This window comes from Alsobacter ponti, from assembly GCF_024294805.1.
Lineage (GTDB): Bacteria > Pseudomonadota > Alphaproteobacteria > Rhizobiales > Beijerinckiaceae > Alsobacter > Alsobacter ponti.
In genome coordinates, this window is record NZ_JANCLU010000015.1 from 22358 (window position 1) to 40254 (window position 17897).

The following is a 17897-nucleotide window of genomic DNA, read 5'->3' on the forward strand; positions in this document are numbered from 1 at the left end:
CCATTGGGACCAAGTATAGTTAACAGGGCAATAACGAATGCGGGGCGCGGCCCGATCGTCCGGCGAGGCGCGCCGGAACGTCACACGGTTGCGGAGCGGTCGCCCGCGTCGGAGCGTTCGCGATTGCGAGCCCCCTCCCCCCGTCCCGGGCCTTCGCCCGGTCGACCGCACGCGGCGATGCGAAGGCCGAAAGCCTCGATCTCAGGACACAAGGCGGCCTGCCGCGACCGACGACCGACGAACCCGGAATTGTGCTTAAATGTGAAGAAGATGGCGGAGACGGAGGGATTCGAACCCTCGATAGGGCTTTACAACCCTATAACGGTTTAGCAAACCGCCGCCTTCAGCCACTCGGCCACGTCTCCGGCGACCGTTTGGGTAGACGACCCTGCGGGAGAGGTCAACGCGAAAAAGAGTGAGGGCTCGCGGGCCGGGGCTGGCGGGGCGGGAGAACAGATCGCGCCCCGCCCGCCAGCCCTGGGTTGCACATCACGCACCCACGATGTGGGTGGCGCGCGGCAGTTCGGAGAGGACTTCCGCGCCGTCGGCGCGCAGGATGACGATCTCCTCGAGCCGCACGCCGAACTCGCCGGGCAGGTAGATCCCGGGTTCGATCGAGAACACGTGGCCCTCCTCCAGCACCGTGTCGGAGGTGGCGGTGATGTAGGGCGGCTCGTGGATGTCGATGCCGAGGCCGTGCCCGGTGCGGTGGACGAACTGCGGTCCGTAGCCGGCCGCCTCGATGACCGAGCGCGCCGCCCGGTCGACGGTGCTGGCGAGGACGCCGGGCTTCGCCGCCGCGATCCCCGCCATCACGGCGGCCTCGACGACCGCCGCAACTTCGGCGAAGCGGCGGCTGGGTTCGCCCAGATGGGCGACACGGGTCATGTCGCTCGGGTAGCCGTCCATGCGCCCGCCGATGTCGATCAGAACCGGCTCGCCCGGCTTGAGGGTGCGGGAGCCGGAGTGGTGGTGAGGAAACGCGCCGTTCTCGCCGAAGCAGACGGACCGGAACTGCGTCCCCGCCCCGTTCGCCTCGTAGAAGGCCTCCACCAGCCTGGCGATCTCGATCTCGGTGACGCCGGGCCGCAGCGCGGCGTAGGCGGCCTGCATGGCGCGGTCGTTGAGCAGCGCGTTCGCCTTCAACACGGCGAACTCCGCCGCGTCCTTGCGGGCGCGCAGGCGGCCCACCGTGTCGTCGGTGAAGCGGCGGCGCGCGCCGGGCAGCGCATCGAGCAGCAGCAGCGCGAAGTCCGCCCGCATGGTCTCGTCCAGCGCCACGGACGGCGAACGCTTGCCGCCGAGCGTCGCGTCCAGCGCCCGCGCCAGAGCGCCGCCGGGCCCTTCGGCGTCGGCCCACGGGAAGAACGGAAGGTCCGTCTTCGCCCGCGAACTGTCGGCATTCAGCGCCGGCATCAGGAAGCAGGCGGAGTCGCGGCCGACGAGCAGCATGACGGGGCGCTCGTCTCCGTGCGGGGAGAGCCCGGTCATGTAGACCATGTGGGAGGACGGGCCGAGGGCGACGAGGTCCGTGTCCGTCTCGCGCATCAGGTCGCGCAGGCGGGCGAAGCGTTCGGCGTAGGGCATCGAAGGCAATCCTGAAAGGCGCGGACCCGCCCGGCAGGCGGGTCCGCCGGTGAGGCCGGGCTCAGTTCTTCTTGACGAGCCGGTAGAACACGAAGTCGGAGGTCGCGCCGTTCACGTAGCCGCTGACGGCGGGAGCCATGGCGACGCGCGAGGTCGCCTGGAACATGATGACGATCGGCGACGACGCCTGCACCTTCTTCTGGAGGTCGAGGTAGATCGTGTTGCGCTTGGCGGGGTCCGGCTCCGCCAGCGCCGCCTTGGTCGCCTCGTTGAGTTCCTTCGGGGGCGCCCAGGCGTTCCGCCACGTGGTGGTGGACTGGTACTTGTCGTCCGCGTTGTCCTCGTTGAACGCGAACGCCTTGGCGTTGGAGTGCGGGTCCATGAAGTCCGGGCCCCAGTAGAGCAGCATCGCCTTGTGGGTGCGCGCGCGATACTTGGTGATGACCTGGCTGCCCGTGCCGGGCAGGATTTCGAACTGGATCCCGGCCTCCCCGAAGCTCTGCTGCAGCGACTGCGCCATGTCGGTGAACGGGGCCGAGTTGATGACGTCCAGCGTCACCTTGATCGGCAGCTGCACCTTCGCGTCGGCGAGGATCTTCTTCGCCTTGGCGGGGTCGTAGCTGTAGGGGGTGTCCTCCAGCGCGCCCGGAAAGCCCGCCGGCCAGAAGGCCTGGTGCGTGCGCATCTGGCCCTTGAGGAAGCTCGAGGTCATGCCCTGGTAGTTCACCAGGTAGCGCGCCGCCTCCCACACGGCCGGGTTGGTCAGCTCCGGCGTCTTCTGGTTGAACGACAGGAAGTGCACCGCCGCCTGGGGGTAGTTCTCCAGCTTGAAGCCGCCCTTGGCCTGCAGCGACGCGATCTGGTCGGGCGTGAGGTTCTTGGCCATGTCGACGTCGCCCGACTCCAGCAGCAGCTGCTGGGTGGCGGCCTCGGCGACGTGGCGGATGACGACGTTCTTCAGCGCGGGCGCGCTGCGGAAATAGGACGGGTTGGCGGCGAGGCTCAGGATCTCGGCCTTGCGGTAGGCGCGCAGCGAGAACGGCCCCGTGCCGGCCGACTTGCCCTTGAGGTAGGCGTTGCCGAAATCGCCGTTCTGCTCGTTCGCCTTCACCGTGACGGAGTCGACGACGGAGCCCGGCCGGGCCGCGAGCACGTTGAGCACGAAGTTCGACGAGAAATCGCCGGCGTACTTCACGGTGACCTTGTTGCCGGAGGCGGTCACCATCTGCTCGACATTGTCCTTGGTCCAGCCGAGCTGGGTGAGGATGAAGGCCGGCGCCTTGTTCAGCGCGACGACGCGCTTGAACGAGTAGACCACGTCGGCGCCGGTCAGCGGGTTGCCGCTGGCGAACTTGACGCCGTCGCGCAGCGTGAAGGTGATGCTCTTGGCCGCGTCGTCGGCTGCCCACGAGGCCGCGAGGCCGCCCACGAGCTTCTTGGTGTCCTCCGCCTCGTACTGGACGAGCCTGTCGTAGGTCTGCGTCACGTACTCGCCGGACGAGAACTCGTAGGCCTCGGCCGGATCGATGCTCACGATGTCGTCGATGTTCTGGGCGACGACGAGCGTGTCCGCCGGGGTGGCGGCCATGGTCGCGACAGGCGCGACCGACATCAGAAGCGCGCCGGCAAGGCCGGCCAGTGAAACCATCTTCATTTCGGACTCTCCCTCCTGGTCCTCGTGGAAGTCTTGGTCGTTCCGCCGCCGTCCTTCGTCGCGGTCTTGCCCGCGATCTTGGCCGCGCGCGGTCGGAACAGCGCCAGCGTGCCCGTCCACAGCAGGCGCGCGGGAGCGTTGGTCTCGTTGGCCCAGGCGTGCGGCCTGTTGCCCCTGAAGTGCATGCTGTCGCCGGCGCGAAGGGCCACGGCCTCGCCGTCCACCGTCTGGGTGATCGCACCCTCGATCACGTACACGATCTCCTCGCCCTCGTGCGACACCGTCTCCGACCGGAAGCCGGGCGGAACGGTCATCACGAACGACGACAGCACGTTCCCGGCGAAGTCGGCCGCGATGCGCTCATAGACGCAGGACGAGCCGTCGACCTGGAAGCGCTCGCGCTGCCCGGCGCGCGTGATCGCGTCCTCCACGGACGGCGTGGCGATGAAGTAGTCGACGCCGACGTCGAGGGCCTGGGCGATCTGCGCCAGCGTCCCGAGCGAGGGGGTCGCGAGGTCGCGCTCCACCTGGCTCAGATAGCCGACCGAGATGCCCGCCGCGTCGCACAGCGCCTGCAAGGTCATGCCCACCTGCCGGCGGCGCGAGCGGATGGCGGCGCCGACCTTCGGGCGGCTCGCGCGGTCCGTCGATGCGGCGGGCGAGGCGTTCATCGCGACATCCTTGAGGCAGACGCTTGCGGAACGGGCGCGCCCCGCTCCGTCTCGACCAAAATTTTCTTGATAGAAGCAAAAATTTTTGTACTTTCCAAGGGAATTCGCGGGCGCCCGCCCCCACCGGGAGACCGACCTTGACCCTTGACGCTCCCGCGCGCGGCCTGGAGCCGGCGTCCGCCGACCGTTCGGGCTCGGCCGGACGGGGGGCGGCGCGGTTGGCGCGCAGCCTGGCGGCGGTTGCCGCCTCGGTCTTCGCGACGTTCCTGGGCCTGCTGGCCATCACCTTCTTCATCGGGCGGGTCGTGCCCATCGACCCGGTCATCGCCGTGGTCGGCGACCGGGCTCCCAAGGACGTGTACGAGGCGACCCGGATCGCGCTCGGGCTCGACCGGCCGCTCGTCGAGCAGTTCGCGCGGTATTGCCTCGCCGTCCTGTCGGGCGACCTCGGCACGTCCATCTCGACTGGCAACCGCGTCGTCGACGATCTCAGGCACGTCTTCCCGGCGACGCTCGAAATGGCCACCATCGGCATCGTCATCGGCGTCGGGCTGGGCGTGCCGATGGGCGTGTGGGCCGCGGCGCGGCAAGGGTCGTGGATCGACCAGGTGATCCGCGTGGCGGGTCTCCTGGGCTACGCCGTCCCCGCCTTCTGGCTCGGCCTCGTCGGCCTCGCCGTCTTCTACGCGCGGCTGAAATGGGTCGGCGGCCCGGGCCGCCTCGACATCGCTTATGACGGCCTCATCGAGCCCGTCACCGGCCTGTTGCTCGTCGACAGCCTGCTGGCGGGGGAAACCGAAATCTTCGCCAACGCGCTCTGGCACCTCGCTTTGCCCTGCTCGGTGCTCGGCTTCTTCAGCCTCGCCTATATCGCTCGGATGACGCGCTCCTTCCTGCTCGACCAGCTGAGCCAGGAATTCGTCGTGACCGCCCGCGTCAAGGGCGTGCCGGAGTGGAAGGTCGTGTGGAAGCACGCCTTCCGGCCCATCCTCATCCCGCTCGTCACCGTCATCGGCCTCTCCTACGCCGGACTGCTGGAGGGCTCGGTGATGATCGAGACGATCTTTTCCTGGCCGGGCATCGGCAACTACCTGACCACCGCGCTGCTCAACGCCGACATGAACGCCGTGCTCGGCGCGACGCTGGTCATCGGCGCGGTGTTCATCGGCATCAACAAGCTGTCGGACATCCTCTACCGCGTCCTCGATCCGAGGGCGGCGTGATGGCGGCGGTCGACTGGCTCCTCGACGACTCGCCGAGCTCGCGCCTGCAGGCCCGGATCGGCCGGCTCTACCGGCTGGCGCTGGCGATCGCGCGCAACCCTCTGGCGGTTGCCGGGGCGGTCATCGTGGGGCTGCTCGTGCTCACCGCCGCCTTCGCGCCGTGGATCGCCACGCAGGACCCGATCGTCCAGTCCCTCGGCGACCGGCTGAAGCCGCCGTCCGCCGCGCACTGGATGGGGACGGACGAACTCGGCCGCGACATCTGGTCCCGGGTTGTCTTCGGCTCGCGCATCACGCTCACCATCGTGCTGCTCGTCGCGCTGATCGCCGCGCCGGCGGGCCTGGTGGTGGGGGCGGTGGCGGCCTATGCCGGCGGCTGGACGGACCGGGTGCTGATGGGCCTCACGGACGTCTTCCTGTCCATGCCCAAGCTGATCCTGGCCCTCGCCTTCGTGGCGGCGCTTGGGCCCGGGATCGAGAACGCCATCATCGCCATCGCCATCACCTCCTGGCCCGGCTACGCGCGCATCGCCCGCGCCGAGGCGCTGGTGATCCGCAACTCCGAGTTCATCGCCGCCGTGGAACTGCAAGGGGCGAGCGCGTGGCGGGTGATCAGCACCAACATCCTGCCGCTGTGCGTGTCGTCGATGATCATCCGCGTCACGCTGGACATGGCGGGGATCATCCTCACCGCGGCGGGCCTCGGCTTCATCGGCCTCGGCGCGCAGCCGCCGACGCCCGAATGGGGCGCGATGATCTCGCGCGGGCGCAGCTTCATCCTCGACCAGTGGTGGGTCGCCACCATGCCCGGCTTCGCCATCGTGCTGGTGAGCCTCGGCTTCTGCTTCCTCGGCGACGGGCTGCGCGATGCGCTCGACCCCAAGCGCACGGAGGGCAAATGAGCGACGCGCTGCTCGAGGTCGAGAATTTGAGGGTCAGCTTCCCCTCCCCTCGCGGCGAGCGGGTGGAGGTGGTGCGCGGCGTGTCCTTTCGCGTCGGGCGCGAGCGGCTGGGCATCGTGGGCGAAAGCGGGTCCGGCAAGTCGATCACCGGCCGCGCCATCCTGCGCCTGATCCGCCCGCCGGGCCGGGTGACGGCCGACCGGCTGGCCTTTCGCGGCCGCAACCTGCTCGACCTCTCCGACACCGCCATGCGCGAGGTGCGCGGGGCCGGCATCTCGATGGTGATGCAGGACCCGAAATTCTCGCTGAACCCGGTCATTCGCGTCGGCGACCAGATCGCGGAGGCGCTCGTGACCCACGAGCGCCGCCCGTCTCGCGAGGTGAGACGGCGCGTGATCGAGATGCTGCAAGCGGTGCGCATCGACGATCCCGAGCGCGTCGCGCGGCTCTATCCCCACCAGCTCTCGGGCGGCATGGGCCAGCGCGTCATGATCGCCATGATGCTGATCGCCAGGCCCGACCTGCTGATCGCCGACGAGCCGACCTCGGCGCTCGACGTGTCGGTGCAGGCGCAGGTGCTCGACATCGTCGACGCGCTGGTGCGCGACGAGGGCATGGGGCTGATCTTCATCAGCCACGACCTCGACCTCGTCTCCAGCTATTGCGACCGCATCCTGGTGATGCATCGCGGCGAGATCGTCGAGGAATGCGCCGCCGGCCGCCTGCGCGAGGCGCGCCATCCCTACACGCGCGGGCTGCTCGCCGCCGTCCCGCGCCTCGACGACACGCGCGAGGAGCTGCCCGTGCTCGACCGCCGCGCCATGGGGGGCACGTGAGCGCGCTCTCCGTCCGCAACCTCAGCGTCTCCTACGGCGACCGGCGCGTCACGCACGACGTGTCGTTCGACGTCGCCGAGGGCGAAAGCTTCGCGCTCGTCGGCGAAAGCGGCTCGGGCAAGTCGACCGTGCTGCGGGCCATCAGCGGACTGGCGCGCGAGTGGACCGGCGACATCAGCGCGCTGGGCGCGCCGCGCGGCCACCGGGTCGACCGCGCCTTCGCGCGCCAGTGCCAGATGGTGTTCCAGGACCCGTACGGCTCGCTGCATCCGCGCAAGACGATCGACGCCACGCTGGCCGAACCGTTCCTCATCCACGGCATCGGCGACCGCGACCGGCGCATCGTCGCCGCGCTGGAGGCCGTGGGACTCGACCGGCGCTACCGCTTCCGCTTTCCCCACCAGCTCTCGGGCGGGCAGCGCCAGCGCGTCGCCATCGCCCGCGCGCTCGTCGTCGAGCCGCGCATCCTGCTGCTGGACGAGCCGACCTCGGCGCTCGACGTTTCGGTGCAGGCCGAAGTGCTCAACCTGCTCAAGCGCCTGCGCCGCGAACAGGGGCTCACCTACGTGCTCGTGACCCATTCGCTGCCCGTCGTCAGCTTCCTCGCCGACCGGCTCGCAGTCATGCGGCAGGGCCGCATCGTGGAGACCGCCACCGTGGCGCAGCTGCGCGCGGACGAGCTGCGCGACCCCTATTCGAGAGAATTGCGCCGCCTCAGTCAGGGCCGCGCCACGGCCTGAGCCGCCCATTTCCAAGGAGATCCGTCATGCCGCAATCGCAATCCCTCGTGACCGAAGCCCAGCTGGCCACGTTCGACGCCGAGCTGGGCGCGGCGACGACGCCGGAGGCGTGCTGGACCGCGCTTCGCCGGCTCGCGCAGGCCAGCATCGGCGCCAGGCTCTTCACGGTGATGGAGATCGACAATGTCCGCGAGGTGGCCGGGCGCGTCTACACGAGCGACCCCGTGGCCTACCCCGTCTCCGGCACGAAGCCGCTTCGCTACGACGCCTGGTTCGACCAGGTGCATCGGCAGAAGCGGCCGTTCGTCGCCAACACCATCGCTGACATCGCCAGGGTGTTCCCCGACCACGAGCTGATCTGGTCGCTCGGCTGCGGCTCGGTCGTCAACATGCCCATCGAGATCGGCGGCAAGGTTGTCGGCACGATGAACGCGCTCGACGCAGAGCATCATTACGACGAGGCCCGAGTCGCCGCCGCCGCGCGCCTGCGCCTGCCCGCCAAGGCGGCCTGGCTGTGCGCGCGCCACTGGGCGAACGCGCCCGCCTGACGCCCCGGCTCCCGCCGTCTCAGTGCGGGAACAGGAACATCCGCGCCTCGCGCTGCGCGGCGGCGATCTCGGCCGGCGTCATCTCCTCGGCCAGTTCCGCGCGCAGCGCCACGGCTTCACGGCAGCCGCGGGCGGCGGCGATGTTCAGCCATTTGTGGGCGGCGACGCGATCGACGGCGACGTCACGCCCGGCGGCGTACATGATGCCCAGCTCGTAGCAGTCCCACGCGCCGACGGGCGGAGCGGCGTCCGGCGCGCGCGTCGCGCGGACGGGCGCGTCGGCGCCCTCGAGATGCAGATGTTCCATGCGAACCATCCTGCCTGTTGGAGGGCTTCGTCCTGGAGCCCCCGCGGCGAGAACCCAGCGCCCCGCCGACAGGCCGATTGCAGCCCAATTTGTCTAAAACGCTCTTTAATGCCCCGACGGCGGCCGGCGCGCCGCCGCCCCGCGCCCCGGCCTCGGCGATTTCAGCTAACGCTCTGGCGTAAAAAGAAAAAATCCGGACGGAGCACGTCGCGCCGTCCGGATGGCGTTGAGACACTGTTCATCACGTCGCGCGATTCGGCTTGCGCCGGAACGGGCAAGACGGGGCGTTCGCGCGATTCGCGGTCAGCGTGCGCGCTGGTTGAACAGCACGGCCTGCGCCGCCTTGTCGGTGGCGATATTCTGCTTCGCCCGCTCGGCCGCGCCCACCTCAAGTCCGCGCTGCACCGCCGGGCGGGCCTGCACGGCCTCCAGCCAGCGCTTGAAATGCGGGAATTCCTCGATGTCCTGGCCCTGGCGCTCCCAGCCGCGCGCCCAGCCGACGCAGGCCATGTCGGCGATGGAATACTCGCCCGCCAGATACTCGTGGTCGGCGAGCCGCCGGTTCATCACGCCGTAGAGCCGGTTCACCTCGTCGGTATAACGCTTGATGGCGTAGGGCACCTTCTCCGGCGCGTAGAGCCGGAAATGATTGGCCTGCCCGGCCATCGGGCCCAGCCCTCCCATTTGCCAGAACAGCCACTCGTCCACCGCGACGCGCGCGCGTTCGTCGGTGGGGTAGAACTTGCCCGTCTTGCGCCCGAGATATTGCAGGATGGCGCCGGACTCGAACACCGAGATCGGCTGGCCGCCCGGGCCGTCGGGATCGACGATGGCCGGCATGCGATTGTTGGGCGAAATCGCCAGGAATTCGGGGCGAAACTGCTCGCCCTTGCCGATATTCACCATGTTCAACGTGTAGGGGAGCCCGCACTCCTCCAGCATGATGCTGATCTTGAACCCGTTGGGAGTCGGCCAGTAGTGCAGTTCGATGGGGGCCATCTTCTGTCTCCGTGCGGCGGGCCGGCCGGCCACGCCCGAGCGATCGGGTTGATTTAGGGCGCTGAGGCGCGCGGGCGAACCCGGCTTCGACGCAGGGGGGATGCGCGGCCAGCGAAACCCTCCGCCGGCCGCTCCCCGTCACGGGTTGCGGAAATGGAACGACTTCGGCCGCGTCAGGTGCTCGTAGCCGAGCCTCGACAGCGTCGCCCCGCGCCCCGAATGCTTGACGCCCGTCCACGCCAGCGCCGGGTCGAGGTAGTCGCAGCGGTTGAGGAACACCGTGCCCGTCTCCAGGCGGTCGCCGATCGCCTCGGCCGCCTGCGCATCGCGGCTCCAGATCGCAGCGGTGAGGCCGAACTCGGAATCGTTCATCAGCGCGATGGCTTCCTCGTCCGATCCCACCTTCATGATGCCGACGGCGGGTCCGAACGTCTCCTCGCGCATGATGCGCATGCGATGGTCGACGCCGACGAGGATCTGCGGGGCGAGATAGGGCGTGCCGGCGCGCGAGCGCGGGAACGCCGCCTCGTCGATGAGCGCGCGGGCGCCTTGCCGCACCGCCTCGTCGATCTGGCCGCGCACGAAGTCGGCCGCCGAGGTCCGCACCATCGGGCCGAGCGTCGTTTCGGCGTCGGTCGGGTCGCCCAGCACATAGCCGCGCGTCAGCGCCGCCGCGCCCTCGACGAAACGGTCGTAGAGCGAGGCGTGGACATAGATGCGCTCGATGCCGCAGCAGGATTGGCCCGAGTTGAAGAACGCCCCGTCGACGAGGTTCTCGACCGCGTGGTCGAGGTCGGCGTCGGCGCGCACATAGGCGGGGTCCTTGCCGCCGAGCTCCAGGCCCACCGAGATGAAGCGGCCCGCCGCCGCGCGCTCCACGGCCGCGCCGCCCGGCACCGAGCCGGTGAAGGCGACATGGTCGACGCCGAGTTCGGCGATGACCCGCGTGGTGGCGTCGTGGCTCATGTGCAGCGCGCGCAGGAGGCCGTCCGGCAGCCCGGCCTCCCGGCCGGCCTGCTCGAAGCGCTCGGCGCAGAGCGGCGTCTGGTGCGAGTGCTTCAACAGCACGGCGTTACCCGCCATCAGCGCCGGCACCACCGCGTTGACGGCGGTAAGGTAAGGGTAGTTCCACGGCGCGACGACGAGCACGGTCCCCAGCGGAACGCGGCGGATGAAGCGCGTGAAGCCTTCCTTCGGCTCAACGCCGAGATCCGCCAGCGCGGCCGGCGCGATGGCGATCATGTGCCGCGCGCGCTCCTCGAACCCGCGCACCTCGCCCGGCGTGTAGCGCAGCGGCCGGCCCATCTGCCACGTCAGTTCGCGCGCGATGTCGTCGCGCTTCGCGACGAAGGCGTCGACGAAGGCGGTGAGCAGCCGCGCGCGCGCCTCCACGCTCTCGGCGCGCCAGGCCTTCTGGGCGGCGCGCGCGTCCGCCAGGGCGGCGGCGATGGCGGCGTCGGAGGCGAGAGGCCGCTCGACGTAAACCGAGCCGTCGACAGGCGAAACGGTGTGCTGGACCGCCTCGCGGCGATCCCCCTGCGAAGTCATGATGCTCGTCCTTCAGATGATCTCGAAATACCGCGCCAGTTCCCAATCGGTGATGTGCTTGCGGAACTCGCGCTCCTCCCACTCGCGGGTGGCGGCGAAGTGCTCGATGAAGGCGTCGCCGAACAACGTGCGCGCCGCCTCGGAGCCCTTCAGCGCCTGCGCAGCCTCCCATAGCGTGCGCGGCAGTTCCAGGCCCGGCGTGGCGGGCTGGTCGTAGGCGTTGCCCTTCACCGGCGGCTCCGGCTCGACGCCGTTCTCGATGCCCCACAATCCGCTCGCCAGCGCGGCGGCCATGGCGATGTAGGGGTTGGCGTCGGCGGCGGCGAGGCGGAACTCGACGCGCTGGGCGCTCGGGCTTCCCGGGATGGCGCGAAGCGCGGTGGTGCGGTTCTCGATGCCCCAGGTGGCGCTGGTCGGCGCCCAGAAGCCGGGGATGAGCCGCGAATAGGAATTCACGGTGGAGGCGATCATCGCCAGCACCTGCGGCAGCAGGCGCTGCTGGCCGCCGATGAAGTGGCGCATCGCGCGGCTGATGCCGTGCTCCTCGGCGGCGTCGTGGAAGGCGGGCTTGCCGCTCTGGCGGTCGCGCAGCGAGAGATGGATGTGGCCGCTCTGGCCGGGCCAGTCGCGCGACCACTTGGCCATGAACGTGGCCATCAGCCCGCGCCGCTGCGCAAGCACCTTGGTGAAGGTCTTGAACAGCACCGCCTTGTCGGCGGCGGCCAGCGCCGAATCGACGCCGATGGCGGCTTCCAGCACGCCCGGTCCGGTCTCGGTGTGCAGGCCCTCGATGGGCATGTCCATGTCGCGGCACAGCGACAGCAGGTCGCGGTAGAATTCGGCGTGGACCGAGGAGCGCAGCACCGAATAGCCGAAGAAGCCCGGCGTCATCGGCTTGAGGTCGCGATAGCCCTTCTGGCGCACGGAGTCGGGCGTTTCGTCGAACAGGAAGAACTCGTACTCCACCGCCGCCGAGACGTCGAAGCCCATGTCGGCGGCGCGGCCCACGGCGCGGCGCAGCAGCGCGCGCGGGCAGATCGCCTCCGCCCCGCCGGCCAGCTCGCACAGGAAAAACGGCATGCCGTCCTCGAGCGGCATGCCCCGCCCGGTATCCGGCAGGATACGCACCGGCGCGTCTGGATAGGCTGTGTGCCAGCCGGTGTAGGACACGTTGTCGTAGAGCTGGTCGTTCGAATCCCAGCCGACGATGACGTCGCAGAACCCGAAGCCCTTCTCCATCGCCGAGAGGAACTTCTCGCGCGACAGGTACTTGCCGCGCAGCACGCCGTCGATGTCGGTGACGCCTACCTTCACGTAGTCGAGCTGCCGCCCGTTGACGAAACGGTGCGCCTCCTCGGCGCTCCGGATCCTGACATTACGCCCTTCGGTCACGACAGCCCCTCTCCCTCGCCTTCCATCGCGGGCGGAACGGTAGTCTCATTGATCGGGGCCCGCAACGCGCCCGGATCGCCGCCCCGGCACGCGGGCGTGTTGTCACGGACGCCGCGCCTGTCGCAATGTGACAGTCCCGCCGCACCGATTCCGCAGCCAGCGACGTCAGCATGCCCCCTACCGAGATGAGTCCGCTCGTGTTCGCGGCCGTGCTGTCGGCGGCGGCCATGCACGCGGGGTGGAACGCCTTCCTGAAGGTGCGGCTGGAACCCTTCCTGGCGATGACGCTGATCGCCGGGTGCTCGGGGCTGGCGGCGATCCCGCTGCTGCTGGTGTTCGGCCTGCCCAACGCGGAATCGATGCCGTGGCTGGCGGCCTCGACCGTGCTGCACCTGCTCTATTACCTGGCGCTGACCGAGGCCTACCGGCGCGCCGACATGGGGCAGATCTACCCCATCGCGCGCGGCACCGCGCCGCTGCTCACCGCCAGCCTCTCGCTGCTGCTGCTGGGCGAAGCCCTGTCGCCGCAGGTGCTGGCAGGCATCGTCGTGCTCGGCGGCGGCATCATCGTGATGTCGGTCACCGGGCGACGCCCCGGCTCGGCGTTCGACCCCGTCGCCGTCGCCTTCGCGCTGCTCACCGCGACGATCATCTGCGGCTACACGCTCGTCGACGGTCTCGGCGCGCGCGCCGCCCGCAACCCGCACGCCTACACGGCGCTGCTGTTCGTGCTCGACGGCCTGCCGCTGGTCCTCTTCGCGCTGTGGCGCAAGGGGCTGGCGGGGCTCAAGCCGATTCTCGCCTACCTGCCCAACGGCGTCGCCGGCGGCGCGCTGTCCATGGGGTCGTACTGGATCGCCATCTGGGCGATGACGGTCGCGCCCATCGCGCTGGTGGCGGCGCTGCGCGAGACGAGCGTTCTGTTCGCGGCGCTGATCGCGGTGTTCGTGCTGGGCGAGCCGTTCATCAGGCGGCGCGGCGTCGCGGTGGCGCTGATCCTCGCCGGGCTCGTGCTGATCCGGCTCGGATGAGCAAAACCGATTTCCTCTTTGCGGCCGCATGATCTAAGCCTGTGCGGCGTTTTTCTCGACGGGACCTGGCCATGGAACTTCGCGGCAACTGGAACTACCCCACCACCGTCCGCTTCGGCGCGGGCCGCATCGCGGAGCTGCCGCAGCACGTGGCGAGCGCCGGCATGTCCCGCCCGCTGCTGGTCACCGACCCCCGCCTCGCGGCGATGCCGATGATCGCCTCGGCGGTCGCGTCGCTGAAGGCGGCGGGCCTGCCCTGCGCCGTGTTCTCGGACGTGCGGCCCAACCCCGTCGCCGCCAACGTCGAGGCGGGCGTCAAGATGCTGCGCGAGGGCAAGCATGACGGCGTCATCGCCTTCGGCGGCGGCTCCCCGCTCGACGTAGGCAAGGTGATCGCCTTCATGGCGGGCCAGACGCGGCCGATGTGGGACTTCGAGGACATCGGCGACTGGTGGACGCGCGCCGACCCCTCCGGCATTGCGCCGATCGTCGCCGTGCCCACCACAGCGGGCACCGGCTCCGAGGTGGGGCGCGCCGGCGTCATCACCGACGAGGCCACCCACACCAAGAAGGTGATCTTCCATCCGCTGATGATGCCGAAGGTCACGATCTGCGACCCCGAGCTGACGGTGGGCATGCCGCCCGTCATCACCGCCGGCACCGGCATGGACGCCTTCGCCCATTGCCTGGAGGCCTATTGCGGGCCGTTCTACCACCCGATGGCGGACGGCATCGCGGTGGAGGGCATGCGCCTCGTCCGGCAGAGCCTGGCCCGCGCCGTGAAGGACGGCGGCGACATCGCCGCGCGGGCGGACATGATGTCCGCGGCGGCGATGGGCGCGACGGCGTTCCAGAAGGCGCTGGGGGCGATCCACTCGCTGTCCCACCCCGTCGGCGCGCTCTACGACACCCATCACGGCATGACCAACGCCGTGTTCATGCCCTACGTGCTGGAGTTCAACCGGCCGGCCATCGAGGAGCGCATCGGCCGCGTCGCCGCCTATCTCGGCGTCGGGTCGAGCTTCGACGACTTCATGGCCTACGTGCTGGAGCTGCGCCGGGAAATCGGCGTGCCACACACGCTGGCGGGCCTCGGCGTCGACGGCTCGCGCGTCGACGAGGTCGCGGCGGCCGCGCCCAAGGACCCGACGGCGGGCGGCAACCCCGTGCCGCTCGACGAGGCCGGCGCGCGCGCGATTTTCCTCGCGGCGCTGGAAGGACGGCTGCGCAGCGCTTAACTGAGAGGCAGCAACCCCGCCGCGGAACCCGGAGCGCACGTGACCCTGCCCGACTTCGCCGTCCCGGTCGTCGAGTTCATCCGGGCGCATGAGGCGTGGGCCGCGCCGATCGTCTTCATCCTGGCGTTCGGGGAATCGCTCGCCTTCATCGCGCTGCTGCTGCCAGCCACCGTCATCCTGTGGGGCGTCGGCGCGCTGGTGGGGGCGAGCGGCATCTCGTTCTGGCCGCTCTGGCTGGCGGCGGCGCTGGGCGCGGCGCTGGGCGACTGGGTGTCGTACTGGCTGGGCTACCACTACCACGCGCAGATCGGGCGGATGTGGCCGCTCTCCCGCTATCCGGACCTGCTGCCGCGCGGGCACCGATTCTTCGAGAAATGGGGCGTCGCGGGCGTGTTCCTCGGCCGCTTCTTCGGCCCGCTGCGCGCCGCCGTGCCGCTGGCGGCCGGCGCGTGCGAGATGAACCGCGCGCATTTCCAGCTCGCCAACTGGAGCTCCGCCGCCGTGTGGGGCGCGACGACGCTGGGCTCTGGGGCGCTCGGGGTGGAATGGCTGATGAACTGACGCCCGGGCCGGACGCCACCCAGCGCCGGCCCTCCGCGGCCTTTCCGGCCGTCCTCGCCGTCCTGTTTCTGCTGGCGACGCCGGTATCCTATGTCGGGGCGTACGACCGGCTGACGTGGTGGCTGGAAACCCTGCCGGCGCTGCTCGCCCTGCCCGCGCTCGCACTGGCCTGGCCGCGCTGGCGGCTCTCGAACCTGCTGCTCGTCTTTATCTTCCTGCACGCGCTCATCCTGCTGACCGGCGGGCACTACACCTATGCCCGCGTGCCGCTCGGCGACTGGGCCGCGCACGCCTTCGGCTGGACGCGCAACAATTTCGACAAGCTCGGGCATCTGGCGCAGGGCTTCGTGCCGGCGCTGCTGACGCGCGAGATTCTGCTGCGCTGGTCGCCGTTCCGGCAGACCCCGCGCAGCCTGTTCGTGCCGGTCATGGCGGTCGCCTGCCCGCTGGCGTTCAGCGCGTTCTACGAAATCATCGAGTGGTGGGTGGCGCTGGCGACCGGCACCGCCGCCACCGACTTCCTCGGCACGCAGGGCGACCCGTGGGACACGCAGTCCGACATGCTGTTCGCGCTGGTCGGCGCGCTGGCCGCCGTAACCCTGATGGGGCGGGCGCACGACAGGTCCATCGCCCGCGTCGAGGGACGCTGAGGCTCACGCACCGGCGCGCCGGCGCTCCAGGATGACGGATCGGGCGCACGGGCCGTGCGAACCGCCCCTCTCGCCGGTGTCGGCGAAGCCGTGGCGCAGGTAGAAGGCGAGCCCCTTTTCGTTGCGCGCCTCGACCTCGAGCTGCCAGCGGTCCGCCTGCGGGAAGGCGCCGGCGAGCGCATCGAGAAGGGCCGCGCCGGCTCCGGCGCGCTGCACGGCCGGCGCGACGTAGAGCCGGTCCAGCCAGACGAGCCCGTCGCCCCGGTCGGTGGCCGAGCCGGTGCCGACGATGACGCCGTCCCGCTCGGCGACGAGGAAGCGATGCCCGGCCCGGTCGAGTTCGGCGGCGAGGTTGGCCGGCGAATGCCAGTCGTCGGTGATCGCCGTCACGCTCTCAGCGCCAAAGAGCGTGTCGTAGGTGTCGTGCCACGTCTCGACCAGCACGGCGCGCACGGCCGGCAGGTCGGCGGCGCGCGCGGGGCGGACGAGAAGCGTCATAACGCGCCTCAGATGCCGAGCTTGGCCTTCAGCATGTCGTTGACGGCCTGCGGGTTGGCCTTGCCGCCCGTCTGCTTCATCACCTGCCCGACGAACCAGCCGATCATGGTCGGCTTGGCCTTGGCCTGCTCGACCTTGTCCGGATTGGCGGCGATGACGGCGTCGATGGCGGCCTCGATGGCGCCGGTGTCCGTCACCTGCTTCATGCCGCGGCTCTCGACGATCTGGCGCGGATCGCCGCCCTCGGACCAGACGATCTCGAACAGGTCCTTGGCGATCTTGCCGGAGATCACGCCTTCGCCGATCAGGTCGACGATGGCGCCGAGCTGCGCCGCCGACACCGGCGACGTCGCCACGTCCTTGCCTTCTTTGTTGAGGCGGCCGAACAGCTCGTTGATCACCCAGTTCGCCGCCGCCTTGCCGTCACGGCCCTTGGCCACGGCCTCGTAGAAGTCGGCGCTGGCGCGCTCGGCCACGAGCACCGAGGCGTCGTAGGGCGTGACGCCGTAGTCGGCGATGAAGCGCGCCTTCTTCTCGTCGGGCAGTTCGGGCAGGTCGGCCGCGAGCGCGTCGACGAAGGCCTGGTCGAACTCCAGCGGCAGCAGGTCCGGGTCCGGGAAGTAGCGGTAGTCGTGCGCCTCCTCCTTCGAGCGCATCGAGCGCGTCTCGCCCTTGCCGGGGTCGAACAGGCGCGTCTCCTGCTCGATGACGCCGCCGTCCTCGATGATGCCGATCTGCCGGCGCGCCTCGTGCTCGATGGCCTGCCCGATGAAGCGGATCGAGTTCACGTTCTTGATCTCGCAGCGCGTGCCCAGCGGCTCGCCGGGCCGGCGCACCGAGACGTTGACGTCGGCGCGCAGCGAGCCCTCCTCCATGTTGCCGTCGCACGTGCCGAGGTAGCGCAGGATGGTGCGCAGCTTGGTGACGTAGGCGCGCGCCTCCTCGGAGGAGCGCAGGTCCGGCTTGGAGACGATCTCCATCAGGGCCACGCCCGAGCGGTTCAGGTCCACGAAGCTCATGGTGGGATGCTGGTCGTGCAGCGACTTGCCGGCGTCCTGCTCCAGGTGCAGCCGCTCGATGCCGACGCGGATCTGGCCGCCGCTCTCGGGCAGGTCGACCAGCACCTCGCCCTCCCCGACGATGGGGCTCTTGTACTGGCTGATCTGGTAGCCCTGCGGCAGGTCCGGGTAGAAATAGTTCTTGCGGTCGAAGGTCGAGCGCAGGTTGATCCGTGCCTTCAGGCCGAGCCCGCTGCGCACCGCCTGCTTGACGCATTCCTCGTTGATGACCGGCAGCATGCCCGGCATCGCCGCGTCGACCAGCGACACGTTCGCGTTGGGCTCGGCCCCGAACGTCGTCGACGCGCCGGAGAACAGCTTTGACTTCGAGGTGACCTGGGCGTGGATCTCCATGCCGATCACGACTTCCCAATCCCCGGTCGCGCCCTTGATGAGCTTGGAGGGTGAGGCGGGTGCGTTCATGGCGTCGGTCTCGCGTCCTGCGTTGGTCGGG

General features: G+C 69.9%; 18 protein-coding genes and 1 tRNA gene. 9 read left to right on the forward strand and 10 right to left on the reverse strand.

Translation table 11 applies throughout. From position 1 onward, the window contains the following. Positions 1–271: 271 nt before the first annotated feature. The 4 genes from NK718_RS15010 to NK718_RS15025 form a co-directional block, all read right to left on the reverse strand. Positions 272–365 (reverse strand) — tRNA-Ser (locus NK718_RS15010). A gap of 124 nt (positions 366–489) precedes the next feature. Continuing rightward, positions 490–1587, reverse strand: a complete 1098-nt coding sequence (locus NK718_RS15015) for a M24 family metallopeptidase (RefSeq protein ID WP_254743855.1) — start codon at positions 1585–1587, stop codon at positions 490–492. Between the two features lie 61 nt (positions 1588–1648). Continuing rightward, positions 1649–3241, reverse strand: a complete 1593-nt coding sequence (locus tag NK718_RS15020) for an ABC transporter substrate-binding protein (RefSeq protein ID WP_254743857.1) — start codon at positions 3239–3241, stop codon at positions 1649–1651. Further along, the gene (locus NK718_RS15025) at positions 3238–3912 is read right to left on the reverse strand and encodes a helix-turn-helix domain-containing protein (RefSeq protein ID WP_254743859.1); all 675 of its coding nucleotides are present in this window, start codon (positions 3910–3912) and stop codon (positions 3238–3240) included. The genes NK718_RS15020 and NK718_RS15025 overlap by 4 nt, the downstream gene beginning before the upstream one ends. A 218-nt stretch (positions 3913–4130) precedes the next feature. On the opposite strand from NK718_RS15025, the gene NK718_RS15030 reads away from it, so the two are divergent. From NK718_RS15030 to NK718_RS15050, 5 genes are read left to right on the forward strand one after another with little or no spacing between them, the layout of a single operon-like run. Further along, on the forward strand, positions 4131–5135 hold the full coding sequence (locus NK718_RS15030) for an ABC transporter permease (protein WP_371877304.1): 1005 nt from the start codon (positions 4131–4133) through the stop codon (positions 5133–5135). Further along, positions 5135–6037 carry an ABC transporter permease gene (locus tag NK718_RS15035; RefSeq protein ID WP_254743861.1) on the forward strand — a complete coding sequence of 301 codons (903 nt, stop codon included), beginning with the start codon at positions 5135–5137 and terminating at the stop codon, positions 6035–6037. Before NK718_RS15030 ends, NK718_RS15035 begins: the two co-directional genes overlap by 1 nt. Next, complete coding sequence (locus tag NK718_RS15040; protein WP_254743863.1) at positions 6034–6873, forward strand: ABC transporter ATP-binding protein; 840 nt, start codon at positions 6034–6036, stop codon at positions 6871–6873. The genes NK718_RS15035 and NK718_RS15040 overlap by 4 nt, the downstream gene beginning before the upstream one ends. Then, on the forward strand, positions 6870–7613 hold the full coding sequence (locus tag NK718_RS15045) for an ABC transporter ATP-binding protein (protein WP_254743865.1): 744 nt from the start codon (positions 6870–6872) through the stop codon (positions 7611–7613). The genes NK718_RS15040 and NK718_RS15045 overlap by 4 nt, the downstream gene beginning before the upstream one ends. A 26-nt stretch (positions 7614–7639) precedes the next feature. Then, positions 7640–8161, forward strand: coding sequence for a GAF domain-containing protein (locus tag NK718_RS15050; RefSeq protein WP_254743867.1), 522 nt, complete (start codon positions 7640–7642; stop codon positions 8159–8161). A 19-nt stretch (positions 8162–8180) separates the two neighbouring features. Here NK718_RS15050 and NK718_RS15055 read toward each other — a convergent pair whose 3' ends face one another. The 4 genes from NK718_RS15055 to NK718_RS15070 all read right to left on the reverse strand — a co-directional run bounded on the left by NK718_RS15055 (position 8181) and on the right by NK718_RS15070 (position 12407). Next, the gene (locus tag NK718_RS15055) at positions 8181–8468 is read right to left on the reverse strand and encodes an SEL1-like repeat protein (RefSeq protein ID WP_254743869.1); all 288 of its coding nucleotides are present in this window, start codon (positions 8466–8468) and stop codon (positions 8181–8183) included. 303 nt (positions 8469–8771) lie between these two features. Then, on the reverse strand, positions 8772–9467 hold the full coding sequence (locus tag NK718_RS15060) for a glutathione S-transferase N-terminal domain-containing protein (RefSeq protein WP_254743871.1): 696 nt from the start codon (positions 9465–9467) through the stop codon (positions 8772–8774). Positions 9468–9605: 138 nt separating this feature from the next. Further along, a complete protein-coding gene (locus tag NK718_RS15065) occupies positions 9606–11015 on the reverse strand; it encodes an aldehyde dehydrogenase family protein (protein ID WP_254743873.1) in 1410 nt (469 codons plus the stop codon). A gap of 12 nt (positions 11016–11027) precedes the next feature. Then, positions 11028–12407 carry a glutamine synthetase family protein gene (locus NK718_RS15070; protein ID WP_254743875.1) on the reverse strand — a complete coding sequence of 460 codons (1380 nt, stop codon included), beginning with the start codon at positions 12405–12407 and terminating at the stop codon, positions 11028–11030. Between the two features lie 170 nt (positions 12408–12577). On the opposite strand from NK718_RS15070, the gene NK718_RS15075 reads away from it, so the two are divergent. From NK718_RS15075 to NK718_RS15090, 4 genes are all read left to right on the forward strand, one after another. After that, entirely contained in the window at positions 12578–13438 is an 861-nt protein-coding gene (locus NK718_RS15075; protein WP_254743877.1) for an EamA family transporter, read from the forward strand. A 71-nt stretch (positions 13439–13509) separates the two neighbouring features. Beyond that, entirely contained in the window at positions 13510–14676 is a 1167-nt protein-coding gene (locus NK718_RS15080) for an iron-containing alcohol dehydrogenase (protein ID WP_254743879.1), read from the forward strand. 45 nt (positions 14677–14721) lie between these two features. Then, on the forward strand, positions 14722–15237 hold the full coding sequence (locus tag NK718_RS15085) for a DedA family protein (protein WP_254744092.1): 516 nt from the start codon (positions 14722–14724) through the stop codon (positions 15235–15237). Continuing rightward, on the forward strand, positions 15222–15887 hold the full coding sequence (locus NK718_RS15090; RefSeq protein ID WP_254743881.1) for a DUF2238 domain-containing protein: 666 nt from the start codon (positions 15222–15224) through the stop codon (positions 15885–15887). The genes NK718_RS15085 and NK718_RS15090 overlap by 16 nt, the downstream gene beginning before the upstream one ends. Before the next feature lie 3 nt (positions 15888–15890). Here the strand turns inward: NK718_RS15090 and NK718_RS15095 are convergent, their stop codons facing one another. After that, positions 15891–16385: a GNAT family N-acetyltransferase gene (locus tag NK718_RS15095; protein ID WP_254743883.1), complete on the reverse strand. Its 495-nt coding sequence runs from the start codon at positions 16383–16385 to the stop codon at positions 15891–15893. A gap of 8 nt (positions 16386–16393) precedes the next feature. After that, complete coding sequence (gene gatB / locus NK718_RS15100; RefSeq protein WP_254743884.1) at positions 16394–17866, reverse strand: Asp-tRNA(Asn)/Glu-tRNA(Gln) amidotransferase subunit GatB; 1473 nt, start codon at positions 17864–17866, stop codon at positions 16394–16396. Positions 17867–17897 lie beyond the last annotated feature (31 nt).

Bases quoted from the DNA above. Each gene is read 5' to 3' on its own strand.
- NK718_RS15020 (WP_254743857.1), bottom strand. From the start codon at position 3,241: ATGAAGATGGTTTCACTGGCCGGCCTTGCCGGCGCGCTTCTGATGTCG.
- NK718_RS15040 (WP_254743863.1), top strand. From the start codon at position 6,034: ATGAGCGACGCGCTGCTCGAGGTCGAGAATTTGAGGGTCAGCTTCCCC.
- NK718_RS15095 (WP_254743883.1), bottom strand. From the start codon at position 16,385: ATGACGCTTCTCGTCCGCCCCGCGCGCGCCGCCGACCTGCCGGCCGTG.
- NK718_RS15080 (WP_254743879.1), top strand. From the start codon at position 13,510: ATGGAACTTCGCGGCAACTGGAACTACCCCACCACCGTCCGCTTCGGC.
- NK718_RS15090 (WP_254743881.1), top strand. From the start codon at position 15,222: ATGGCTGATGAACTGACGCCCGGGCCGGACGCCACCCAGCGCCGGCCC.
- NK718_RS15055 (WP_254743869.1), bottom strand. From the start codon at position 8,468: ATGGAACATCTGCATCTCGAGGGCGCCGACGCGCCCGTCCGCGCGACG.
- NK718_RS15075 (WP_254743877.1), top strand. From the start codon at position 12,578: ATGCCCCCTACCGAGATGAGTCCGCTCGTGTTCGCGGCCGTGCTGTCG.
- NK718_RS15065 (WP_254743873.1), bottom strand. From the start codon at position 11,015: ATGACTTCGCAGGGGGATCGCCGCGAGGCGGTCCAGCACACCGTTTCG.
- NK718_RS15060 (WP_254743871.1), bottom strand. From the start codon at position 9,467: ATGGCCCCCATCGAACTGCACTACTGGCCGACTCCCAACGGGTTCAAG.
- NK718_RS15050 (WP_254743867.1), top strand. From the start codon at position 7,640: ATGCCGCAATCGCAATCCCTCGTGACCGAAGCCCAGCTGGCCACGTTC.
- NK718_RS15025 (WP_254743859.1), bottom strand. From the start codon at position 3,912: ATGAACGCCTCGCCCGCCGCATCGACGGACCGCGCGAGCCGCCCGAAG.
- NK718_RS15035 (WP_254743861.1), top strand. From the start codon at position 5,135: ATGGCGGCGGTCGACTGGCTCCTCGACGACTCGCCGAGCTCGCGCCTG.
- gatB (WP_254743884.1), bottom strand. From the start codon at position 17,866: ATGAACGCACCCGCCTCACCCTCCAAGCTCATCAAGGGCGCGACCGGG.
- NK718_RS15015 (WP_254743855.1), bottom strand. From the start codon at position 1,587: ATGCCCTACGCCGAACGCTTCGCCCGCCTGCGCGACCTGATGCGCGAG.